Below are 21,771 nucleotides of genomic sequence, written 5' to 3'. Positions count from 1 at the left end.
ACGCGCTGTATCCGAACGGCACTCACCCCAACCCGCTGGCAGAAGCCTGAGGAGGCCAGGGCGTGATACCGCTCACCGAGGCACCACTGTTCCCGCCGTCCCTGCTGGCGGGCTCCCGCGAGGGACTCACCGAGGTCTACGCCGCACTGGGCGAGGCGATCGACGCCGCGCTGGACGCCCGCCGCCCGGCGGGACCGTTACCGGCCGGCGCCCCCTCCGCCGTCCTCGCGTCGGCCGCCCAGGCACTGGGACCGGCCCTGCTCCCCGCGGAGGGGCTCGGCGCCAAGGCCGCGCTCCAGCTCCTCGCCACCCTCCTGGTCGAACACGGCATCGACCTGTCCCACCCCCGGGCCGCCGCGCACCTCCAGCCGCCACCGCTGGCGGTCGCCGTCGCCGCGGACACCCTCGCGAGCATGACCAACGCCTCGCTGGACACCTACGATTCCGGCCCCTCGGCCATCGCCGTCGAACGCTGGCTCATCGGCGTACTGACCCGCCTGGCGGGACTGGGGGAGCGCGCCGACGGAGTCCTCACCCCCGGCGGCTCGCTGTCCAATCTGCTCGGCCTGCTGCTGGCCAGGGACGCCGCGGCCCTGCGCCTCGGGGTCGACGCCCGCCAGGACGGGGTGGCCGCCCTGCCCGGACCGGTCGTCTTCTGCTCGGAACTCGCCCACTTCTCGGTGCAACGGGCCTGCGCCGCCCTCGGACTCGGCGAGTCGGCCGTCCACCTCGTGCCCACCGACGAGCGGTGGCGGATGCGGCCGGAGGCCCTGGCCGCAGCCCTGGACGGGCTCGGCCCCGGCCGGACCCCGCTCGCCGTCGTCGCCACCGCAGGGACCACGGACTTCGGCTCCATCGATCCGCTCCCGCAGATCGCCGAGATCGCCGCCGGTCACGGCATCTGGATGCACGTGGACGCCGCGTACGGATTCGGCGCCCTGTTCTCCGAGCGGCTGGCCGGCCGGCTCGCCGGACTGGAACTGGCCGACTCCGTCACCCTCGACCTGCACAAGATCGGCTGGCAGCCCGCCGCCACCAGTGTGCTGCTGGTGTCCGACACGACCGCCTTCACCGCTCTCGACCGGGAGGTCGCCTACCTCAACCCGGCCGACGACTCCGAAGCCGGCTACGACGGCCTGCTCGGCCGCAGCCTGCAGACCACCCGGCGCCCCGACGCAGTGAAGGCCGCCGCCACCCTGCTGACGTACGGCCGCAGCGGGATGGGCCGCATGGTCGATGCCTGCCACGGCCTGGCCCGGCACGCCGAGCGCCGCATCCTCGCCGAACCGGAGCTCGAACTCGTCTCGCCGGCCGCCCTGACCACCGTGGTGTTCCGCTACCGGGGCGCCGATCCGAGCGCCGCCGACGAGCTCAACGGCGCCCTGCGCAGGCGGCTCCTGGAATCAGGCGCCGCCCTCATCGGACGTACGGAGGTCCGCACCGCCGGAGCGGGTTCCCCGGCCCGGGTGTGCCTGAAGTTCACCCTGCTCAACCCGACCGCCACACCGGAAGACATCGACGGCCTCGTGGACATCGTCCTCGACGCCGGCCGCACCTGTGAACGACTCGTAGAGGAGAGCGCCGCATGAGCACCACCGCCGCGGCTTCCACCCCGACCCCCACCCCGGCCCCTGCCCAGGACCAGGCCGCCGGCACCGACCCGCTGCACGCCCTCGACGCCCGGGGCGCCGCCGAACACGCCCACATCGAGGCGCTGTTGCGCTGCTGGCTGCTCGAGACCGGCACGCCCGTCGCGCCCGGCCCGCTGCGGATCGAACTCCCCACCGCCGGGCTGGCACTCGTCACCGAGGTGACCCACCGCTCGCCGACCGGCCTGCACCGGTTCGCCCCCGCCCGCCTGGAGGGACCCGGCGGCCCGCTCGGCGCGAGCGCCGACCCCGTGACCGCCGTCGCGCTGCTCTCCACCGAGGCCGCCGTACGCGGTGGCAGCCGCCCCGGCGGCGTTCCGGCGGGCGAGGTCGCCGACCTGGTGGAGCGCACCGCCGAGTCCGTACGCCGCGTCGCCTCCTTCATCTCCGACCGCCGCACCCACCCGGCGGCGCCGCCCGAGGTTGACGGCTTCCTCGATGCCGAACAAGCCCTGATCCTGGGCCACTTGAACCACCCCGCACCCAAGAGCCGCGACGGCATCTCGGACAACGACGCGGCCGCCTTCTCACCCGAACTGCGCGGCTCCTTCCGGCTGCACTGGTTCGCCGCCGACGAGTCGGTGGTCTCGCACGACGCCGTGGACAAGGCCCCGTCCCTCGCCGGACAGGACACCGTCGCCCTCCTCGCCGAACTCGCCGGACGCCGACTGCACGACGGCCGCGTCCTGGTTCCCGCACACCCCTGGCAGGCCCGCGACCTGCTCCACCGCCCGCGCATCGCCGCCCTGATCGACTCCGGCGCCCTCGAACCGCTCGGCGAGCTGGGCCCCGAGTGGTGGCCGACCTCCAGCGTGCGCACCGTGTACCGGCCGGACGCCGACGTGATGCTGAAGCTCTCGCTCGGCCTGCGGCTGACCAACTCCCGCCGCGAATCCACCCGTACGGAGCTGCGCCGCGGCCTGGAGATCAACCGGCTCCTCGACGCCGGGTACGCGGACACCACCTTCGGGGCCCACCCCGGCTTCGCCATCACCCGCGACCCCGCCTGGCTCGCGGTGGACGAGCCCGGGCGCCCGGAAGGCCCGGAGGTCACCGGCCTCGACGTCGCCGTACGCGAAGTCCCGCAGGGCATCGCGGACCTGCGCTGCCTGGTGGGCCTGGTGGCGCCGCGCCCCGGCCTCGGCCGCAGCGCGCTCGGGGACCTGGTGGCGGGCCTCGGCGCCGGAGCTGCGGAGCAGTGGACGGCCGACTACACCGACAAGGTGCTCGTCCCGATGCTGCACCTGTACGCCGCCACCGGCATCGGCCTGGAGGCCCACCAGCAGAACACCCTGGTCCGGCTGGACGAGCGGGGCCGGGTCACCGGCGGCACCTTCCGCGACAACCAGGGTTACTACCTGGCCGCTTCGTACCTCCCCGGTCTGCTCGGGCGGCTCGGCGCCGGCTCCTCCACGCTGGCCGTCGTCGACGACACCCTCGTCGACGACCGGCTCTCGTACTACCTGCTGCGCAACCAGGCCCTGTCGGTCATCGGCAGGCTCGCCGTCGACGGCCTCGCGGACGAGCGCGAACTGCTCGCCGTACTCGCCAGCCGGCTGCGCGCCGCCCTGCCCGCCCTCGCCGCCGCCGGCCCCGACGGAGACCGGCTCGCCCGCCGCTGGCTGGAGGCCGACACCCTGCCCTGCAAGGGCAACCTGCTCACCCGGCTGCACGGGATCGACGAAGTCCTCGCCCCCCTCGACGCCCAGTCCGTCTACCTCGACGCCCCCAACCCCCTCCAGGAGGCCGCGGCATGAGCCCGGTGCAGCGGTTACACCACGACGGAGCCCGGCTCGCCGCGACCGTCCCCGGCCCCCGCTCCCGCAGCTGGGCGGACCCTGGTCGGCACGTGTCGCCCGGGCCGAGGGGGCCGACCTGGACCTCGTGCACGGCTGGATGCAGTCCCCGCACATCGACGCCTTCTGGCACCAGGCATGGCCGCGCGAGCGCTGGGCCGAGGAGATCTCCGGACACCTCGCCGGGGACGCCATCCTGCCCGTCCTGATCGGGCTCGACGGCCGGCCGTTCGCGTACATCGAGGTCTACCGGGTGCTGCGCGACCGCCTCGCCGGCCAGTACCCGCACCTGCCCCACGACCTCGGCCTGCACATCGCCATCGGCGAGGAGAGCCGCACCGGCAAGGGCCTGGGCCGGACCCTGCTGCGCGCGCTCGCCGAAGGCCTGCTGGCCGCCGACCCCGCGTGCACCCGGGTGGCCGCCGAGCCGGACGTGAACAACGCGCCTTCCCTCACGGCGTTCGCCGCCGCCGGATTCCGGCACGTCGGGGAGGCCGTCTTCCCGGACAAGACCGCCGCCCTGCTCATCCACCCGCGCCGCGAGGAGGACCTCCCCGATGAGCGGACTCGACAGCGAACGTGTCAGCGAACTCGTGAGCGAGCACGACGTGGTGGCCGTCGGCTGCGGTCCCTTCAACCTAGGACTCGCCGCACTCGCCTCGACCGTGGACGGCCTCGACCTCGTCGTACTGGAGGAGCAGCCCGAACTCACCTGGCACCGCGGGATGATGTTCGGCGACGCCTCGATGCAGGTGAACTTCCTCGCCGACCTCGTCACCCTCGTCGCACCCGGTCATCCCCTGTCGTTCCTCACCTACCTCCACGACATGGACCGGCTCTACACCTTCACCGTGCGCGAGAACTTCTTCCCCTCCCGCCGCGAGTACGAGGACTACCTGCGCTGGGCGGCGGCGAAACTCCCTCGGTGCACTTCTCGCACCGCGTCGAGGAGGTCCACTGGGACGCCGCGCGCGATCGCTTCACCGTGCACGCCGTACGCGGCGACGGCACGCCCCTGCGGATGCACGCCCGCAACCTCGTCCTGGGCATCGGCACGGCGCCGTACGTACCCGACGCCCTCGCCGGACTGCCCCCGTCGACGCTGCTGCACACCGCCGACTACCTCTACCGGGCGTCCGACGTGGACGGGGCCGCGAAGGTCACCGTGATCGGTTCGGGCCAGTCCGGGGCCGAGGTCACGGCGGACCTGCTGGGCCGGAACGTCGAGTTCGGGCCCGCGGTGAGCTGGCTGACCCGCACCGCGTCGTTCGCCCCGCTCGACTACACCAAGATGGTGCTGGAGATGACCACTCCGGCGTACATGCAGTACTTCCACTCCCTGCCCGAGGAGGTGCGCGACCGGCTGACCCGCGAGCAGTGGCAGTTCTACAAGGGGATCTCCACCGACACCCTCGAGAAGATCCACGAACTGCTCTACCGCCGCCAGCTGGAGCACGGACTGGCCGAGGTGGAACTGCGGTTCGGCGTCACGGTGGAGTCCGCCGCCACGGACGCCGCGGGGCGGGCGGTGCTGACCTGCCGGCACCGCGACACCGGTCAGACCTTCGAGCACACCACCGACCTGGTGGTGGCCGCGACCGGCTACCGCAACCGCCCGCCCGCGTTCCTCGAACCCATCGAGGACCTGCTGCTGCGGGACGGCCGCGGCCGTCACCGGGTGCGCCTGGACCACTCCGTCGAACTCGCGGAAGGGATCACCGGCCGCGTGTTCGTGGCCAACGCCGAGACCCACAGCCACGGCGTCTCCTCGCCCAACCTGGACATCGGGGCGGTGCGCAACGCCACGATCCTGAACGCGATCACCGGCCGCGAGGCCTACCGGCTGCCCAAACGGAGCGCGTTCACGAGCTTCGGAGCGCCGCGCCGGACCTCGTAGCCCCGACCGGCCCCGCGATGCGTACGCCGCCCCGCAGCTCAGCGGGGCGGCACACGCATGCCCGGCGTCACCGGATCGGCTGCCGGGCCTCCTCGCGCACCTTGAGCGTGCTCTCGGCGACCTTGGCCAGGTCGACGGACTTCGGGTCCTGCTGCGCGCTCTCCGGAGTGATGACACCGACCGACGCGCCCGTGTTCTCGTCCGCCCAGGCGCACATCGGCACGGTGGTCCTGGTGCCGTCCTGGGCCGAGGTCAGCACCTGACAGGACACGGTGATCCCGGAACCGGCGGGGGTGATCTCCCGGGCGGGGACCGCCAGGGTCGCGCCCTTCGCGTCCGCGGCGCCGGACAGCATCTTTCTACGGGCCGTCGCGGGGTCCTTGAACTGGCCGTACATCCCCGAGATGACGAGGGCGCCGACTCCCTTCCGGGACTCGGAGGTGTACTGGGCGACCACCGGCTCGGGGTTGCGGATCTTCGGGTCGTAGGCGCCGTCCAGCGCCTTCTTGCCCTCGGTCTGCGACAGGTCCTGGACCAGCTCGTACTCGCCGTCCAGCAGGGCCTTCGGCACGGTGAGCCGGTACTCGGCCTCGGGGAAGCCGGATCCGCCGGCCTGGGACCTGGCCTCGCCCAGCCGGCCCACCCCGAAGGCGATGAGGCCGAGCCCGGCCAGCGAGGCCGCGATGATCCCGATCACCATGCCGGTCCGGTTCTTGCGCGGCGGCGGGTAGGGCTGCTGCCCCGGGTACGGATACGGGTACGGCTGCGGCTGCGGGTATGGCTGCGGGGGCCCGTACGGGCCGGGGGGCTGCTGGGGCGGCGGAGTGGTCATCCACCGAACGCTACTTCAACCGCCGAACGGCCCCTCCGGGGAGGGGCTCGTTCCGTTCACCGGCGACACCGTGGCCTAGGACAGGGTGCGCACCCGCTGGTCGCGCAGTTCGTAGCGGGCCGCCACCACGGCCAGTTCGCCGGAGGCGACCTTGCCGGCGAGGTCCGGTTCGGCCGCCAGGCGGCCGCGTACCCGCCGTACGTGTGCGTTGACCGTGGCGTCGACGCGGGCTTCGCCGTGCTGGCCGTGGTCGATGGACGGCCTTATCTGGTCGGCCAGGTACTGGATGTGGGCGGGGAGCGGCTCACCGGTCTCGTCGGCGTGGACCGCGGCGGCGACGGCTCCGCACGACTGGTGGGCCAGGACGAGGACCAGGGGTACGTGCAGTTCCAGGACACCGTAGGCGATGCTGCCCAGCACGGCCTCGTCGAGCACCTCGCCCGCGGAGCGGACCGTCAGGAGGTCGCCCAGCCCCTGGTCGAACACGAGCTCCGGGGGCACCCGCGAATCCACGCAGCCCAGCACGATCGCGAACGGGTGCTGTGCCAGGACCAGTCGGCGGCGCAGGGCGGCGGACTCGTGCGGGTGCTCCTGCAGTTGCCTGCGCCAGCGCTCGTTTCCGGCCGCCAGCCGGCGCAGTGCCTGTGCGGGAGTGACCGGGCGGTCCGTGCTCTCGGCCTCCGGCGTTGCGGCGGCGGCGGGGAACGCCGGACCGAGGGCCAGCCCCGCCCCGGCGGCCGCCGTGCCCGCCACGGCGGAACGCAAGAGGGTGCGGCGACTGGGCTGGAGGGCGGCTGGTCTCCGCGTGTTCGAATTCATGGCGGGACCGTAACCCGCCTTTTGGGCAAAGGAGTTGGCCTGTCGGACGCAATGGCGCGATCCGCACGGGAGCAGGCCGGATGGCAGCGGGACGGTCTCAGGATGCGGGCAAGGGCAAGGGCAAGGGCGCGGGCGCGGGTACGGGCACGGTGCGGGGGCGGCCGGGAGTGCGTGGCCGCCCCCGCACCGTGCTGCCGCTCGGACCGAACGACGGACGGTCAGGCCGTCAGGCGGCCGTGGTTTCGGCGGGTGCCCCACGCGGGGCGGACGTGAGGCGGCCGGAGAGGTGCAGCGCGTGCAGGGCGGCCGCGCAGCCCACGCCGAGGACGGCGAGCCCCAGCCACGGGAGAGCGGAGATTCCGGCCGCCCGGGCCGCGTCCAGCGCCGCACCGGTGAGCAGGTTCCCGAGCGCGATGCCGACACCGCAGATGGTGTTGTACAGCCCGTAGTGCGTGGCCACCAGCCGGTCGCCGGAGAGGCGGACGATGGTGTCCATTTCGAACGGGTAGGCGATCATCGTGCCCAGGGCCAGCAGCAACGCGGAGAGCGCGGGAGGGACCGCGGCCAGCAGCCACCGCCCGATGCCGCCGTCCGGTACCGGCAGCGCCGCGGCGGCCGCCAGGGGCAGGAAGGCCGCGGCCATGACCAGCAGCCCCCGGGTGAGGGCGGGCCCCGGCTCCATCCGGGCCTTGCACCAAGCGGTGACCCGGGTCTGGAAGAGGACGGTGCTCAGCCCCGACACGGCGAAGAGCAGGGCCACCGCGGCCGTGCCGGAGGAGCCTTCGCCGACCAGCCGCCGGACTTCCAGCGGGAGCGCCAGATAGACCTGGAAGGTCATCACGTAGGAACCGACCATGGCGCCGGAGAAGAGCAGGAACGGGCGGTTGGCCAGGATGCCGCGCCATTGGGCGAACACGCCCTCACGCGGGCCCGCCTCCCGGTCCGGGGTGTCGTTCCCCCGGCGGGCGGGCAGCACCCGGATCTGCACGGCGCCGAGCACGGCGAAGATCGCGGCCGCGACCAGGCAGGTGAGGCGGAAGTCGACCCCGGTCAGCACCATGCCCACCAGCGGGCCCAGCAGGATCCCGGCCTGGTAGAAGACGTTGAACAGGGCGAAGGCCTCGATCCGGCGTTCCCCCGCGTCCGCGGCCAGGTAGGCCCGGGTGGCCGGGTTGAACAGCGCCCCGGCCAGTCCGGTCGCCGCGGAGGCGGCGATGAGCGCGGGTACGGAGCCGGCCAGGCCGAGCGTCGCGAAGCCGATGACGCGCAGCACCATCCCGGCGATGATCATCGGCTTGTACCCGAGGCGGTCGGCCAGCGTCCCGCCGATGAGGAACATGCCCTGCTGGCTGAAGTTGCGCACGCCGAGGATCAGCCCGACCGTCCAGCCGGCGAGGCCCAGCGGCCCGGCCAGGTGCGTGGCCAGGTAGGGCATGAGCATGTAGAAGCCGAGGTTGATGGTGAACTGGTTCACCATCAGCAGCTGGACACTGCGCTCGTACGAACGGACCTGCGCGAGGGTCGCCTTCACCGCGTCCCCTCCCGTGCGCCGGGCTCGCCGAGCGTGAGCGGGTCGACGACGGAGGCGCAGCGGGTCCAGCGCCTGACCTCCTTCTCGTCGAGCCGGCCGATCACGTCGGGCTCGGGGGCCGGAGGTGCGTCGAGCAGGCCGTGCGCCGCGCAGTAGTCGTCGTCGTACACGGTGCCGAGGTAGCGCTGCGGCCCGTCGGGGAAGATCGCGGCGATCCTGGTGTCCCTGGGCAGGGTGCGGGACAGCCACCCGGCCACCAGGGCGACCGCTCCGACGCTCCACCCGCCGCTGGCGTAGTGGGAGGTCGCGAGTTGGCGGCAGGCCCACACGGCCTCCGCCGGGGCGACCCAGTGGACCTCGGAGAACTGGTCGTAGGCGACGTTGCGGGGGTAGATGCTCGAACCGAGGCCGCGCATCAGCCGGGTGCGTGCGGGCTGGCCGAAGATGGTGGAGCCGACGGTGTCCACGCCCACCAGGGCGAGGCCGGGGCAGAGCCGGCGCAGGACGCGCGAGACCCCCGCGGAGTGTCCACCGGTGCCGACGCTGCACACCAGGACGTCGATGTGGCCCAGTTCGCCGGCCAGTTCCAGGGCCAGCGGGGTGTACGCGGTGGTGTTGTCGGGGTTGTTGTACTGGTCGGGGCACCACGAGCCGGGGTGCTGCGCCATGAGCTGTGTGACACGGTCCCGGCGGGCCTGCTGCCAGCCGCCGGTGGGGTGCGGTTCGCCGACGACGTTGACCCGGGCTCCGTAGGCGGTCAGCAGCCGGGTCATCGACCCTTCCAGGCCGGGGTCGGTGACCAGGGTGACCGGGTGTCCGTAGACCATGCCGGCCAGGGCGAGTCCCAGGCCGAGGGTGCCGCTGGTGGACTCGATGATCCGGGCGCCCGGCTTCAGCTCGCCCCGGGCGCGGGCCCGCTCGACCATGTGCAGGCCGGGGCGGTCCTTGATGCCGCCGGGGTTGAAGCCCTCCAGCTTCGCCCAGAAGCCGCTTCCCGCCGGGGTCAGCGGCTCGGACACGCGCAGCAGGGGAGTGTTGCCGACCAGCCCGGACAGGGCCGTGCGGGCAGGGGGTGTCACGTGGGTGGGTGAGGAATCCATTGGTCCGCTCTCGTTCGATGATGCGTCAGGACGTCGCTCATGCGGTACGGGAGCGGTCTAGATGCGCCATCGGCACACGCTGGTCAGCGTGGAGCGGCCGGTCCGGGCCATCCGTGCGGCGCCGGCGCCGGGGGGCGCGGCCGGGTCCGCCGACGGCGGATCGGCGACGGGGGTGAGGGGAGCGCGGGCTCCGCGTCCGCCGAGTGGCGGGGCTCGTTCTGCGCCTGGGGGGCCAGGCCGGGGGAGAGGCAGTCGATGTGGTGGGCCGGATGGGCCGGGTGCGCAGGGTGCTGAGAGGCGGTCTCGGCGGCAGCCGCGCCGACGGAGGCGGTGCCGGACGGCGGGAGCCCGTCGCCGGGAAGAGGGGAGGAGCAGTGCAGGACCGCGAAGAGCAGCGCGCTCAGGATCCCGACGAACAGTCCGACTCGCGAGGTGTGACGCGGATCGGCTGTGATCATGTTGTGATCGTAGCGTCCGCCTGCCGTGATCGACGGCGTTGATTCGGACATTGTCGCAAGGCCCGATCGCGCGGCGCCGCCGTTGGCCGGAACGCCCCGTCGGCGCCGACGGGGACGCGCCGACGGGGTACTCCCGACGAGGCGCGGGCGGAGCGGGATCGTAGGATGACCGCATGATCCCCGCCCCGCAGTCGCCGCGCCGCCGCCCCGCCGGGCCCGGCCGCCTGCTGCTGGTGCTCGCCGTACTGGCCGGTGTGCTGGCCATGCACGGGCTCGGGACCGGGGGAATGCCCGTACGGGCGCACGCGGTCGCCGCCGCCGGGTACGAGTCCGGTCACCACCAGACGGGTGAGGACTGCTCGCACAGCGCCGACGGCCAGGGCCACGTGCACCATGCGGACGCCACCTGCGCCGCGACCGGGATCACCACCGCCTACGCGCCGCCCGCGCTCGCGGCCGCCCTCCCGGGCACGCCCGCGGCCGCGGTGTTCGCCACCCGCGCGTCGGCGCCGGCCGAGAGCGGGCGCGCCCCGCCCGACCTGGCGGAACTGCAACTCCTGCGCATCTAGAGCGGCCCGCACGGCGCCCGTCCCCGGGCTGCCGCGCTCCGCCATGTCCTCACGCGTCAAGGAGTCGTAGCACCATGAGCAAGAACCGTTCCCCGATCCGCCGTACCACCGCCGTCGCGGCCGCCGCCGCGGCCTCGTTCGTCCTCGCCGCCTGCGGTGCGGCGGACGACGGCGCCGCCGCCGGGCACGGCGGCCACCCCGCGCAGTCCCCGTCGGCCTCGTCGTCCGCCGCGCAGGGGCAGCACAACGCCGCCGACGTAGCGTTCGCCACGGGGATGATCCCGCATCACCGCCAGGCCGTGGAGATGGCGGACCTGGCCCCCTCCCGGGCCGGCTCGGCCGAGGTGAAGCAGCTCGCCGAGGCGATCAAGAAGGCCCAGGACCCGGAGATCAAGACCCTGTCCGGGTGGCTGACCTCGTGGGGCGAGCAGGTGCCCGCCGCGGGCGCCGCCGGCCACTCCGGTCACGGCGCCGGCGGCGGGATGATGACCGCCGACGAGATGGACCAGCTGGGCAAGGCCTCCGGCAAGGCGTTCGACACCGCCTTCATGGAGCTCATGATCAAGCACCACGAGGGCGCCGTCGCCATGGCGAAGACGGAGCAGGCCGACGGCGTCTTCCCCGAGGCCAAGACGATGGCCGGGGCCATCATCAGCTCCCAGACCGCCGAGATCGCCACGATGAACGGGCTCCTCGGCAAGAACTGATCCACCGGAGCGGGCGCGGCGGCCCTCAGAGCCTGTCGGACGGAAGGTCCAGCAGGCGGGCCGCCGCCTCGCGCATCTCGATCTTGCGGATCTTCCCGGTGACCGTCATGGGGAACTCCTCCACGACGTGCACGTACCGCGGGATCTTGAAGCGGGCGAGCCGGCCGTCGCAGAACGCGCGCACGTCCGCGGCGGTCAGCGGCTCGGCTCCCTCGCGCATCCGCACCCACGCCATCAGCTCCTCCCCGTACTTCGGGTCGGGTACGCCGATGACCTGGACGTCCAGGACGTCCGGGTGGGTGTGGAGGAACTCCTCGATCTCGCGCGGGTAGAGGTTCTCCCCGCCGCGGATGACCATGTCCTTGATGCGGCCGGTGATGCTCAGATAGCCCTCGTCGTCCATGACCGCCAGGTCGCCCGTGTGCATCCAGCGCGCCGAGTCGACGGCCTCGGCGGTCCGCTCCGGCTCGCCCCAGTAGCCGAGCATCACCGAGTAGCCGCGGGTGCACAGCTCGCCCGGCTCTCCGCGGGGCACCGTACGGCCGGACTGCGGATCGACCACCTTCACCTCCAGGTGCGGGCCGACCCGGCCCACGGTCGACACCCGGCGCTCGACGGAATCGTCCGCGCGGGTCTGCGTCGACACCGGCGAAGTCTCCGTCATCCCGTAGCAGATGGACACCTCGGCCATGCCCATCCGGTCGATGACCTCCTTCATCACCTCGACCGGGCAGGGCGAGCCCGCCATGATTCCCGTCCGCAGGCTGGACAGGTCGTAGCCCTCGAACCCGGGGTCCGCCAGCTCGGCGATGAACATGGTGGGGACCCCGTAGAGCGAGGTGCACGATTCCGCCTCGACCGCGGCCAGGGTGGCCGCCGGGTCGAACGAGGGCGCGGGGATCACCATGGCCGCACCGTGGCTGGTGCACGCCAGGTTGCCCATCACCATGCCGAAGCAGTGGTAGAAGGGCACCGGGATGCAGACCCGGTCCCGTTCGGTGTAATGACACAACTCGCCGACGAAGAAGGCGTTGTTGAGGATGTTGTGGTGCGAGAGGGTCGCCCCCTTGGGGAAGCCCGTGGTCCCCGATGTGTACTGGATGTTGATGGGGTCGTCCGGACTGAGCGCGGCCTGCGCCCGGGCCAGGTCGGCCCGGTCGCCCTGCCGTCCGCGCTCCAGCAGGGCCGTCCACAGGGGCCCCTCCAGCAGGACGGTGAACTCCAGCTCCGGACAGCGCGGCCGGACCTCCGCGATCATGCCCGCGTAGTCGGAGCCCTTGAACCGGTCCGCCGCGACCAGCAGCCGGATCCCGGACTGCCGCAGGACGTACTCCAGTTCGTGCGAGCGGTAGGCGGGGTTCACGGTGACGAGCACCGCCCCGATCCTGGCGGTGGCGTACTGCACCAGCGTCCACTCGGCGCGGTTCGGTGCCCAGATACCGACCCGGTCACCCTTGACGATGCCTAGGCCGAGGAGGCCGAGCGCGAGGGTGTCGACGTCGGCCGCCAGCTCCGCGTACGTCCAACGGCGCCCGGTGGCCCGGTCGATCAGGGCGTCGTGCCCGGGGAACCGCCGCACGGTGCGGTCCAGGTTCTCGCCGATGGTGTCGCCCAGCAGCGGCACTTCGCAGACACCGGACGCATAACTCGACGCGGAGGACACACGTATCTCCAGGGCTCGATGGCCGGGCGCGAGGCCCGGTGGGCTGGCGTTGCCTCATGATCCCCGGCGCCCCGTCCGGGGGCTACCCCGGACGGGGCGCCGGCGAGGGCGCTCAGCGCGCGTGGTGCTCCGGCAGATCCACCTCGGCCGGGGCGACGGTGAAGCCGCGCGCGGAGGCCGACGCGGCCCGCTTGCCGCAGAAGGCGGCTTCCAGGGTCCCGCCCAGGGCTGTGTTCGCGGCGCCCCGGTTCGAGGTGTTCGCCATCGCGGTCAGGCTGCGGCGGCCGTCACGGGTGGCGAACGCGTAGGTGTAGAAGCCCTGTACGGTCCCCGTGTGGCCGTACACAGACGTACCGCACGTCAGGTCGTACCGGCGCAGGCCCAGCCCGTAGAAGCGGGTGCGGGCGGCGTCGGTCGGGGTCATCTCCAGCATGGCGTCCAGCATCGGCGCGGGCAGCAGCCTGCCGCCGAGCAGCGCGGAGGTGAAGGTGTTCAGATCGGCCGGGTCGGAGATCACCGCCCCGGCGGACTGCGCCCAGGACACGGTCTGCTCGGTGGAGTCGACCAGCGGCGCGCCCGCCTCGTCCGGGTGGAGATAGCCGCGTGCGTGCCGCCCCTCGATCCGGGTGCCGGGGTGCACGTACGAGGTGTTCCGCAGGTGCAGCGGCCTGATGACGCGGCGTTCGTACTCCTCGCCCACCCGGTGCCCGGTGACCTTTTCGATGAGCATGCCGACGACGACGAAGTTGGTGTTCGAGTACGCGTACGCCGCGCCCGGTTCGGTCGTCCTCGGCTCCTTCAGCGAGAGGCCGACGAGCTCCCGGTAGCCGAACACCCTCGTGCGCACGGCCTCGAAACCCGGAACGGTCCGGGCGAACATGGCGTCCGTGTAGTCGGCCAGCCCACTGCGGTGGCTCAGCAGATGGCGCACGGTGATCCGGTCGTCGGGCAGCAGACCGGGCAGGTACTGATTGACCGGGGCGTCCAGCCGGATCTTCTTCTCGGACACGAGCTGCAGCAGCACCACGGCGGAGAACGTCTTCGTGACGCTGCCGATGCGGAAGCGGGAGCGGGCGTCCATGGCCGAGCCCGTGGTCCTGTCGCGCACACCCACCGCCCTGGTCCGGACGCCGTCGGGGCCGGTGATCCGGGCCATCGCCCCGGGCGCCCCGGCTTCGGTCGTCCGGCGCAGGGCCTGGACCAGGGCCTGGAGATCGGCGGGCGCCTCGGAGGCGTGGGCGGCGGTGGCCGGCGCCACGCCGGCCAGCACGGCCAGCAGGGCGGCGCCCAGGGCCAGCCGTCGGTTCAGGGGCAGGAGCATGTCGTTCCTCGAGTCGGTCGGCAGCGGATGGCGGACGCGCGGCCGTCGGCTCGCGCACCCGAGCGCTCAACTGGCGCAAGTGGGTCCGAGGGACGGGGAAGGGGCAGAATTGACGGGAAAGCCGGGAAGCCGGGAAGCCCGAAAGGGGGCGTCTGGTGCCGACGGATCCGTCGGGGGCGCGCGCGAGCAGTCCCCTGGCCTCCTGAGGTCGGAGCCCGGCACGCTGCTGGAGCACGTGGCCGTGGCGGTGTTCGGTCTCGATGACGAGGGCCGCATCCGTTACTGGGGACCGGGCGCCCAGACCCTCTTCGGATACCCGGCCGAAGCAGTGCTCTCCGGATCGGCCGACGTCCTGTTCCCCGCCCCGCCCCCGGGCCGCCCCGGCGCGGCCGCGCAGCTGGCGGAGCGCGGCCGGACCCTGGGTTACTGGCGGGTCCGCATGCCCGCCGCGCACCGCGACGGGACGGTCTTCGACTGCGGCTTCCGGGTCTTCCCCGTCACGGGCCCCGGCGGCAGCTCCGTGGTCATGGGCCTGGCCAGCAGGGGCGAGGACCTCGACCGGGTCAAGACGAACCTGACGTTCCTCGACGCCCTCTTCGAGACCTGCCCCATCGGCCTGGTCATGCTCGACGAGGAGCTGCGGTACGTCCACCTCAACCAGGCACTGGCCGACATGGACGGCATGCCCATCGCGGAACACCTCGGACGCCGCATGACCGAGGTCATGCTCACCTCCGACGGGGGCGAGTACGAGCGCACGCTACGGGCCGTGGCCGCGGAAGGACGCCCCGTCGTCGGCGCCCTCGTGGGCCTGCGCACGGCGGGCCGTCCCGACCGCGACCAGGTGCGGTCCGTGAGCCTCTTCGCGCTCAGCCAGGCCGGCGACACCCGCCCCGGGGTGGGCGGTCTCCTGGTGGACGTGACCGACCGGGAACACGCCATCCTGGAGGCGACGGCGGCCCGCAGGCGCCTCGCCCTGCTGGACCGGGCCGGCGCCCGCATCGGCACCACCCTCGACCTGCACGTCACCGCGCGGGAACTGATCGACACCGTGGTCCCCGAATTCTGCGACGGCGCCGTCGTGGAACTCGTCGAACGCGCACCCGACGATCCCGAGGTGTTCGACCCCGAGCTGCCGCTCGTCACCCGCCGCATCGCCTCCGGGACCATCCTGCCCCCGCCCGCGGACGAGCTGGTCAGCGGGCTGGAGCACATCACCTACCCGCCGGGCTCCAGCATCCACGCCACGCTGAGCACGGGACGTCCCGTGTGCGTCCCGGTCAACGAGGAGTTCGCGACCCGTACCGTCATCCATCAGGAGCGCGCCCGGCTGCTGCTCGCCAGCGGGCTGGCGGACATCCTGATCGCCCCGCTCATCGCCAGGGGAACCGTCCAGGGCATCACCATGTTCGGCAGGGCCGCGAACCGCCCGGCCTTCTCCGAGGAGGACCTCGGGCTGGCCGGGGAGCTGGCCTCCCGCGCCGCGCTCTGCCTGGACAACGCGCGCCTCTACGACCGGGTCCGGGAGATCGCGCTCACCCTCCAGCGGGCCCTGCTCCCCAGCGCCACGGGCGCCGGCCCGTACGTGCGAGTCGCCCACCGCTACCTGCCCGCCGGCCACGTCACCGAGGTGGGCGGCGACTGGTACGACGTGATCAGCCTGCCCGGCGACCGGGTGGCCCTCGTCGTCGGCGACGTGATGGGGCACGGGGTGAAGGCGGCCGCGGCCATGGGCAGGCTGCGCATCACCGCCAAGGCACTGGCCCGGCACCATGCGGACCCCGGCGAGCTGCTCGCCGAACTCGACGCCTGCGCCCGGGAGGCCGGGATCGAACTGGCCACCTGCCTCTACCTCGTCTACGACCCCGCGACCGGGCGCGCCCGCATGGCCAACGCGGGCCATCCGCCGCTCCTGGTGCGCCTCCCGGACGGCACTGTCGACACGGTGGCGCAGGCCCCCGGGGTGCCGCTGGGCGTGGGCGGGTTCCCGTACCAGACGACGGAGCTGGACCTTCCGGAGGGGGCCACCCTGGCCCTGTACACCGACGGCCTCATCGAGACCAGGGGGCGGGACATCGAAGCGGGCATGGAGGCGCTGCGTGACCAGCTGCGGCAGGCGCGGGGCACCATGGAGGAAGCGGCCGACCGCATCCTCGCGAACCTGCTGCCCAGCGTCCCGGCCGACGACACGGTCCTGGTCCTGGCCCAGGTCAGCCGCGTGCTCCGGCACTGAGGGAGGGCGCGTTGCGCTGCCAGACGGCCTGTACGGACTTCCCTGCCGTGTGGGGCTGCACCGTCAGCGACGAGGTCAGCTGCTGCACGATGCCCCAGCCGAATCCGCCGCCGTTGTCCGGGTCCCCCGGGCGCGGCGCGGGGCGGGCGCTGCTGCTGTCGTAGACCTCGACCACCAGCTCCTCCGGCCGCCGGCAGGCGATGCGCAGCAGCCAGCCGCCGTCGTCCGTGTGGCGGACGGCGTTGCCCAGGAGCTCGCTGACGACGAGCAGGACGTCGTGCACGTCGGCCCAGGGGCACCTGGCCCGCACGAAATGCACGGCGGCACGCCGCGCGAGCGCGGTGTCGGTACGAGAGGAGTCGAGGACGAGCACGGGGCAGCTCCTGTCCGCAGAGGAAGTCGGAGAAAGCAGGGCGAATCCCTACGTTCCAGACTCCCGGCGCCGTGCCCCCGGGACCATCGGCAATTCGGCCGAGTGGGAGGACGAGACGGAAGCCGGGACCGAAGCCGGGGCCGGGACCGATGGGGAGACCGGCCCGTGCGAGGCTTGTCCGGCGCACAGGACCGGCGCACAGGACCGGCACGCAGGACCGGGCCACAGGACCGGCATACAGCCCGGCCGTACGGGAGGGGACCCACACCATGCACCAGCCGAGCCTGCCCGAAGACCTGGACCGCCCCGAGCTGCTCTGGGCCAGGGCGGTGACCCTGGCCGTGCTCGACGCGGCCTGTTCCGTCCGGACCGACTTCGCCGTCGACGACGACGGCGTGTGGTGCCACTCCACCGGCGCGGGCGGCTGGTGGCGCCTGACCGTGCTCGACGGGACGCGCGCGGTCTTCTGCGGCCAGGACCCGGACGGCAGCCACACCCACGTCGGCGGCCGGCAGATCGACTTCCTCGCGGGCGGCCCCGCCTGGCTGCCGTGGGGCCTCTTGCGCGAGGACGCCGCCGGCAACCTCTTCGGCTTCGTCTACTGGTGGGAGGACGGCGCGTGGCACCGGATCCCTTACCCGGACGAGATGCAGGAGGACGGCCTGGACGGCGCCGCGCCGTGGGCCGGCTCGCACGAGGAGTTCCTCGAACTGGCCGTGGAGTCGCGCGACGTCCCGTACGAGCGGCGGCGGATCCTGACCGAGGCCGTCGAGCGGTTCGTGGAGACGGCCCGGGAACGCAAGGCCGACGAGGCCGCCGTGGCGGCGCTGCTGGCACCGGCCCGAGCCGTGGAGGAGCCCGCGCCGCGACTCGAGGTGGCACTCACCCTCGCCGCGCGCGCGGGCGTCCTCGCGTAGCGCCCTTACGGCTACTTCAGCGCCGCGAACGCCTTGGTGAAGGCCAGCGGCTGCTGGAGTATCGAACTGCACGTGGCATCGGCGTAGTTGACGGCTCCGGCCGCGCACTGCTTGTCGCGCGTCGAGGACCACATGGCCAGCCGGCCGATCCCCTTCGCCGCCGCGAAGTCCACGAGCTGCGTGGCGTCGGCGACGGTGAAGATCTCGCTGGCGACATCGTTCACGCCGATCATCGGCGTGACGGCGACGGCCTTCCACGCCGCCGCGTCGGAGAGCCCGAGCACACCCTTGAGCTGTGCCTGGGTGGCCGTCGCGGCCTGGATGGCGTACTGCCCCATGTCCCCGCTGTACGCGGGCCCGTAGTCCATCGCCATGATGTTGACGGCGTCGATCCGCACGCCGTTCTTCTTCGCGTCGGCCAGCAGCGCCACGCCCGGCTGGGTCAGCCCCTCGGGCATCACGGGCAGGGTGAACGCCACGTCCAGGCCCGGGTGCGACTTCTGCAGCCGGGCGATGGCCTGGGCGCGCCGCGCGTTGGCCGCGGTGTCCGGCAGGGCCGCTCCCTCGATGTCGAAGTCGACCTTGGTGAGCCGGTACTGGTCGACGACCTTCCCGTAGGCGGCGGCCAGATCGTCGACGGTGGCGCAGTTCAGGGCCAGTTCGTGCCCGGCGGCCCCGCCGAACGACACCCGGACGTCGCCGCCCTTGGCCCGCAGGGCACCGATCTGGGCGGCGACCTTGTCGCTCGCGAGGTCCGTGACGCCGCCCCACAGCGGCGCGCAGCCGCCGCCCGAGGTGATGAAGGCGAGGTGGAACTCCTTCACGCCGGTCTTGTCCGCGGTGTCGACCAGGTCGTACGCGGGGTACAGCGAGGTGTCCACGTACGGGGCGAACCGCGCGCCGGGGGTGGCCGGGGCGGTCGCGGTGGGGGCGGGCGACGTGGTCCGGGTCGGCTGGGCGGAGGTCGCGGTCGGGGCGGCGGTGGCCGTGGCCGTGGACGTGGGCGCCGCGGTCGGCGCGGAGGTGGGACGGACCGTGGGGCGTCCGCTCGGGCCGGCCGTCGCGCCCTGGTCCACCGAGCACTTCAGCCCGTTGATGCGGCACCCGGTCGGGTCGCCCAGGGTGCCCGAACCGCTCGTCACGAAGCCGACGGTGACGGAGGCCCCCGCGGCCAGCTGCCGGTTCCAGCTCGAGGGCTTCACCGTCACGTGCTGCCCGTCGACCGTGTGGACCCCGTTCCACAGGGAGTCGATCCGTACGCCCGCCGGCAGGTCGAACTGGAGCGTCCAGTCCGACTGACTCTGTCCGGTGGGGTTCGTGATGACGTACTGGCCGGTGTAACCACCGCTCCAGGAACTGGACTTCGTGTACACGGCTCCGACGGAGCTGGCCTGCGCGGTCCCGGTGAACGCGAAGGCCGCTCCACCGATCACCGCCGCCGCCACGATCGCGCCCGTGACCTTCGCCGTACGGCTCGTCCTGCGCCGGTGCCCGACTGTCCTGCTCATCGCGTGCCTGCCTCTGTGTTACTGGGGAGTTGGGTGCGGCAGCACGCTAGCCGCCCCGAAACGGACATTCGTTCGTTTGGGGGCGGCGCTGAAGACTCTTAGGTTCCGCTTAAGGCAGGGGTAAGCGGGGCCTCAGGAAGCAGACTCGCGGAGCCCCGCCACCCCTCGGGGTTCTGCAGCGCTGACCATGCTCGCTCGACCTCGCCCAGGTACTGCCCCAGGCGGACGTGAACCTCCTCGATTGCCCTGCCATCGAGGCCCGGGTACATCACGTCGGACCAGAGGACCGTCTCGCCCCGGAGCCGGACGCGGATGGAGCTGCCTCGGGTCGAGGCCGACCAGAGAGGATCGTTTGCTGTGGTTGCGGTACTTCGGTGCCGTATGACGGTCCCGTCCTGCCTAGCCGGTCGACGCGGGCGGTGCAGGGTGGGCTTACTGGTCTGCCGAAGCGCCAGAGTCCGCCACCCTATGCCGCAGCGCCAATCGTTGATATCTCACATGCATGACTGCGAGGAAGAGCAACCCCGAACTCCCGTGCCTATCTCAGGGTGCGCTGTGATTCCGCCGGGAGGTACATGCATTGGAACTGGGTGGAGCCCGGTCGAATCGGCATCAGCAAATTCACAGCTTGCAGGAGTGCTCGCCGGTTTCGTCTTTGCTGGAATCGTCATGGTCCTTACCGAGGGAAAAATCAGTACACTCCGGGTAGCAACGCTGCGACTCTTCATTGCGGGCTTCATCGTCCTCGGTCTTGATAGTTACTCATTTTCGATTCTTACCGGGGATATCGCTGAAGGTGCATGTGGCAGGGTGTGGACCGAATCTCTCATAGCCAGCGGAATGCTCGTCGTAGGTACCGTTGCCGTGATTAGCGGCATATCCTGGCTGCTTGCCGCGTATATCGAGAACCAAGGAAACGCAACACCAGAGCAATCCGTGCTCGGACACATCGAGGCAATGCGGATCGTGGAGCGTCTCCTCCGAAGGTCTGTGTATGGAATTACGGTCATGACCGTAATTCTGCTGTCAACCGTCGCTCACGACTATGTGAACGTCGCCTTCCATGACCGGCCGAAGCCATGGTGGGCAACGTGGATTTCGCCAGTCTATGTGCTGCTTGTCGGCGCCGCGATGATAGGGGCAGCTTGGCAACAGCAGCGAACTTGTGCGCAAGCAGAGACGAATGCTGGCGAGCCTTCCAGCCTTGCCCTATCGGTCGCCTTTACCGGTGCCGTCTCTTATGCCATCGTAGGAACTGGGGCGATCGGATTTATCACAAGTACGCCCACCAGTTTTTGGAATCCAATTCCTGGAGCCGTCGCGTTCATAACCGTCGCTATCGTACTGATCATGCCTGTGCCTACGATCCTCACGCTCATTTATGCAATGCCGCGACATGGAGTCGCTTCTGCGGACCCAGGTCTTGACCCCAGTCCTGACCCGAGCCCTGATGCGGGTCCTGACCCCGGTCCGGTGCCCGGTCCCGACCCTTAGCCTTGATGAATCCAGATCACCCGATCGGCGCGGAGACGTCCCGAGCGGGGATGTCGAGGGGGCAAATGGGGGTGGCCTGATAGAGGCCGGCCACCCGAGGTTGAGATTCCTCGCCGCAGGATGGGCCCCAGAAGCCTGGTCTGCTGTGGCTTGCCCGGGTCGACGGCAGACGGGATGACAGCCCCCCACCCCCCACCCCCCACCACAAACCGGCCCGCAGCCGCAGAACGAGCCCCCTCCGTCCCGGAGTTTGAGCGCCCCCGCCGGAGACATTGCTCTGACCCTGACCCTCGGCCTCTCGCGCGGTCCCGCAGTTGCGCCCGGTTATCGATGCCGGTGCCGAAGCCATGGACGAGATCTTCAGCGACGGAGACGCGGCGGACGAGCTCACGCAAGTCGGTGTGGCTCTCGGTTTGGCTCCCCGCGAGCCAAACCGAGCAGCCTTGACCTGCCTTGACCTGCCTTGACCTGTACGAACGCCGGTAATCCGGCCTGTTGATCCCTCAAGTCTCAGCCGTGGCTGGTGTCGATGACGCAGAAGCGGTTGCCCTCCGGGTCGGCCAGGACCACGAAATCGGGGTCCTCGGGGTAGGAGTCCCAGTCGACGTGCCGGGCCCCCAGGGACACCAGGCGCGACACCTCCGCCTCCTGCTCCGCCGCGTCCGCGGCGTACAGGTCGAGGTGGACCCGCGGATGCTCCTGTACAGGTGAGACGCTGCGGCCCAGGGCCAGGCCCGGGCCGGTGCCGTCGGCGGGGACCAGGACGGTCCAGCCGTCGGCCACTTCGCCGTCGCGCGGGACGTACCCGAGCGCCCGGCCCCAGAATTCCGCCGCCCTGCGTACGTCCGCGGCGCCCATCACGATCGTTCCGATGCTCAGCATGATCAGATTCTGGCAAACGCGA

At 72.0% G+C, this 21,771-nt stretch carries 16 protein-coding genes and 3 pseudogenes; 9 read left to right on the top strand and 10 right to left on the bottom strand.

Annotated features, from left to right (window positions below):
• Positions 1-62: 62 nt before the first annotated feature.
• The 4 genes and pseudogenes from JIW86_RS06975 (at position 63) to JIW86_RS06965 (ending at position 5,342) form a co-directional block, all read left to right on the top strand.
• On the top strand, positions 63-1,589 hold the full coding sequence (locus tag JIW86_RS06975; RefSeq protein ID WP_257552975.1) for a pyridoxal phosphate-dependent decarboxylase family protein: 1,527 nt from the start codon (positions 63-65) through the stop codon (positions 1,587-1,589).
• The gene (locus JIW86_RS06970; protein WP_257552974.1) at positions 1,586-3,406 is read left to right on the top strand and encodes an IucA/IucC family protein; all 1,821 of its coding nucleotides are present in this window, start codon (positions 1,586-1,588) and stop codon (positions 3,404-3,406) included. Before JIW86_RS06975 ends, JIW86_RS06970 begins: the two co-directional genes overlap by 4 nt.
• Positions 3,407-3,476: 70 nt before the next feature.
• Positions 3,477-3,929 (top strand): annotated as a pseudogene (locus JIW86_RS42090) (GNAT family N-acetyltransferase); the annotation flags it as partial.
• 73 nt (positions 3,930-4,002) lie between these two features.
• Positions 4,003-5,342: pseudogene (locus tag JIW86_RS06965) on the top strand (lysine N(6)-hydroxylase/L-ornithine N(5)-oxygenase family protein).
• 67 nt (positions 5,343-5,409) lie between these two features.
• Here JIW86_RS06965 and JIW86_RS06960 read toward each other — a convergent pair.
• The 5 genes and pseudogenes from JIW86_RS06960 to JIW86_RS06940 form a co-directional block, all read right to left on the bottom strand.
• A complete protein-coding gene (locus JIW86_RS06960; RefSeq protein ID WP_257552972.1) occupies positions 5,410-6,174 on the bottom strand; it encodes a hypothetical protein in 765 nt (254 codons plus the stop codon).
• 156 nt (positions 6,175-6,330) lie between these two features.
• A pseudogene (locus JIW86_RS06955) lies at positions 6,331-6,993 on the bottom strand (carbonic anhydrase); the annotation flags it as partial.
• Positions 6,994-7,219: 226 nt separating this feature from the next.
• Entirely contained in the window at positions 7,220-8,524 is a 1,305-nt protein-coding gene (locus JIW86_RS06950; RefSeq protein WP_257552970.1) for an MFS transporter, read from the bottom strand.
• Complete coding sequence (locus tag JIW86_RS06945; RefSeq protein ID WP_257552969.1) at positions 8,521-9,624, bottom strand: PLP-dependent cysteine synthase family protein; 1,104 nt, start codon at positions 9,622-9,624, stop codon at positions 8,521-8,523. Before JIW86_RS06945 ends, JIW86_RS06950 begins: the two co-directional genes overlap by 4 nt.
• 83 nt (positions 9,625-9,707) lie before the next feature.
• Positions 9,708-10,082, bottom strand: a complete 375-nt coding sequence (locus tag JIW86_RS06940) for a hypothetical protein (RefSeq protein ID WP_257552968.1) — start codon at positions 10,080-10,082, stop codon at positions 9,708-9,710.
• Between the two features lie 173 nt (positions 10,083-10,255).
• On the opposite strand from JIW86_RS06940, the gene JIW86_RS06935 reads away from it, so the two are divergent.
• Positions 10,256-10,651, top strand: a complete 396-nt coding sequence (locus JIW86_RS06935; RefSeq protein WP_257552967.1) for a DUF6153 family protein — start codon at positions 10,256-10,258, stop codon at positions 10,649-10,651.
• Between the two features lie 74 nt (positions 10,652-10,725).
• On the top strand, positions 10,726-11,358 hold the full coding sequence (locus JIW86_RS06930; RefSeq protein WP_257552966.1) for a DUF305 domain-containing protein: 633 nt from the start codon (positions 10,726-10,728) through the stop codon (positions 11,356-11,358).
• 25 nt (positions 11,359-11,383) lie between these two features.
• On the opposite strand, the gene JIW86_RS06925 is transcribed toward JIW86_RS06930, so the two are convergent.
• Both JIW86_RS06925 and JIW86_RS06920 read right to left on the bottom strand, forming a co-directional pair.
• Positions 11,384-13,033 carry an AMP-binding protein gene (locus tag JIW86_RS06925; RefSeq protein WP_322975607.1) on the bottom strand — a complete coding sequence of 550 codons (1,650 nt, stop codon included), beginning with the start codon at positions 13,031-13,033 and terminating at the stop codon, positions 11,384-11,386.
• Positions 13,034-13,133: 100 nt separating this feature from the next.
• Positions 13,134-14,342, bottom strand: coding sequence for a serine hydrolase domain-containing protein (locus JIW86_RS06920; protein WP_257552964.1), 1,209 nt, complete (start codon positions 14,340-14,342; stop codon positions 13,134-13,136).
• A 241-nt stretch (positions 14,343-14,583) separates the two neighbouring features.
• Here JIW86_RS06920 and JIW86_RS06915 point away from each other — a divergent pair, with 241 nt between their 5' ends.
• Positions 14,584-16,575, top strand: a complete 1,992-nt coding sequence (locus JIW86_RS06915) for a SpoIIE family protein phosphatase (RefSeq protein ID WP_416237531.1) — start codon at positions 14,584-14,586, stop codon at positions 16,573-16,575.
• Here the strand turns inward: JIW86_RS06915 and JIW86_RS06910 are convergent.
• Positions 16,553-16,948, bottom strand: coding sequence for an ATP-binding protein (locus JIW86_RS06910; RefSeq protein WP_257552963.1), 396 nt, complete (start codon positions 16,946-16,948; stop codon positions 16,553-16,555). The two genes, JIW86_RS06915 and JIW86_RS06910, sit on opposite strands and share 23 nt — an antisense overlap.
• A 269-nt stretch (positions 16,949-17,217) precedes the next feature.
• On the opposite strand from JIW86_RS06910, the gene JIW86_RS06905 reads away from it, so the two are divergent.
• Complete coding sequence (locus JIW86_RS06905; protein ID WP_257552962.1) at positions 17,218-17,865, top strand: hypothetical protein; 648 nt, start codon at positions 17,218-17,220, stop codon at positions 17,863-17,865.
• Positions 17,866-17,876: 11 nt separating this feature from the next.
• Here the strand turns inward: JIW86_RS06905 and JIW86_RS06900 are convergent, their stop codons facing one another.
• Positions 17,877-19,373, bottom strand: coding sequence for a cellulose binding domain-containing protein (locus JIW86_RS06900; protein WP_257552961.1), 1,497 nt, complete (start codon positions 19,371-19,373; stop codon positions 17,877-17,879).
• Positions 19,374-20,009: 636 nt separating this feature from the next.
• Here JIW86_RS06900 and JIW86_RS06895 point away from each other — a divergent pair.
• On the top strand, positions 20,010-20,867 hold the full coding sequence (locus tag JIW86_RS06895; RefSeq protein ID WP_257552960.1) for a hypothetical protein: 858 nt from the start codon (positions 20,010-20,012) through the stop codon (positions 20,865-20,867).
• A 510-nt stretch (positions 20,868-21,377) separates the two neighbouring features.
• On the opposite strand, the gene JIW86_RS06890 is transcribed toward JIW86_RS06895, so the two are convergent.
• Positions 21,378-21,749 carry a VOC family protein gene (locus JIW86_RS06890; RefSeq protein ID WP_257552959.1) on the bottom strand — a complete coding sequence of 124 codons (372 nt, stop codon included), beginning with the start codon at positions 21,747-21,749 and terminating at the stop codon, positions 21,378-21,380.
• Positions 21,750-21,771 lie beyond the last annotated feature (22 nt).

The sequence above is a fragment of the Streptomyces sp. NBC_00162 genome (assembly GCF_024611995.1).
GTDB lineage: Bacteria > Actinomycetota > Actinomycetes > Streptomycetales > Streptomycetaceae > Streptomyces.
Note: the sequence above shows the minus strand (reverse complement) of the source record. Positions and strands in the feature narration are given on the sequence as shown.